Below are 1,405 nucleotides of genomic sequence, written 5' to 3' on the forward strand. Positions count from 1 at the left end.
AAGCAAACTGGTAGCTGCTGATATGCTTGCTCATCATTACTGTAGCGCGATTGAAAACCACTCATCCAGGCCCCGCCGCGCTTACCACTACGCGCAAATAAATCAAAGTAAAAGCCGCCAAGTAAGTTGTTATCGGCATCGAATAATTGATAAAAGCGTACGTCATCATGCCAGCGCGAAACTGCGTTGCTGTCAGCTTTAGTAGAATCATTCGCACTATTTTGTTCTTGTACTTTGATGCCGTATAAGCGCTCAACGATAGCAAAGAGACCATCAATAACTTTCGGTAAGGGGAAGTACGGACGAATCTCTTCTTGCGATAAACTAAATTTATTTTGTTTTACCTTTTCAGCAATATAGGCGCTATCCCATGGTTGTAGCTTAGCGATGTCATAGTCACGGGCACATTCTTGCAGCTGGGCCAAGTCTTGCTCAGCGGTAGGCTTAGCCTTGGTAGCCAAATTCCGTAAAAAAGTTTCAACTTCTGCAACGCTTTCCGCCATCTTAGTCGATAAAGAAACTTCAGCATAGTTATCAAAGCCTAGTAGCTGAGCTTTTTGTTCACGCAGTTGTAGAATTTGGCTCATGATATCAGCGTTATTTAGTGACTCGCCTTTAGCATTGGTATGAGTGTCATATTCAGAGGCTCGAGTCACATAAGCGCGATACAAAGTCTCAAGCAGTTCGCGATTGTCCGCATGGGTCATGACTGCAAGATATACGGGAATATTCAAAGTCGCGACATAGTAGGGTGTTGGTAACGCATCAATATCAGCTTGCGTGAGCGTACCGCTGGCAAGTTCACGGGCTTTGTGCTGCTCACCGGCATCTGCAAGTAAAGCCAAGCCATTTTCCGTTAAGCCTGCTAATTGCTCTTGTTGTAAAGGCAATGCAAAGGCTTGGGTGGCATCCAAAATATGGTCAGAAAAAGTTGCCGATAAGGTAGATAATTTACTTTGAATGTCAGCAAACTCATCTTGCTTGTCTTTAGGTAGCGCCACACCCGATAACTCAAAGCTTTGCAGAGCAAGTGCAATAGCGCGTGCACGAGCAGGATCAAGCGTTGCAAAAAACTCTTTATCGTTAGCGATGGCCTGATAACGGCTAAATAATGGTTGATGTTGACCAACGCGAGTACCGTAGGCGGAGAGTTTAGGTAATAGCTCATGATGAATATGACGAATCTTGTCGTTACTCATCACACTATTAAGGTGCGATAAAACGCCCCAGCTCCGATCCAATGCTAAGTTGATATGGTCAAACATCATGACATCAGTCAATGCTTGTTTAGCACTTATATCGTTAGAGTCTTTATCTGTAGATGCTGCAATGTTATCTAAAAAGTCATTACCTTGTTGAATCGCATCCGTGACTTTTACCTGTAAGTCGACAGGGTCGGTTGCAT

Annotated in this window: 1 protein-coding gene; it reads right to left on the reverse strand. The window is 44.0% G+C overall.

Features of this window, described 5'->3' with window-relative positions:
* Positions 1-1,405, reverse strand: a 1,405-nt coding sequence (locus ACS8FD_RS14520; protein ID WP_439276378.1) for a M3 family metallopeptidase, incomplete at both ends; no start/stop codon positions are given.

The sequence above is a fragment of the Psychrobacter sp. 1U2 genome (assembly GCF_051847575.1).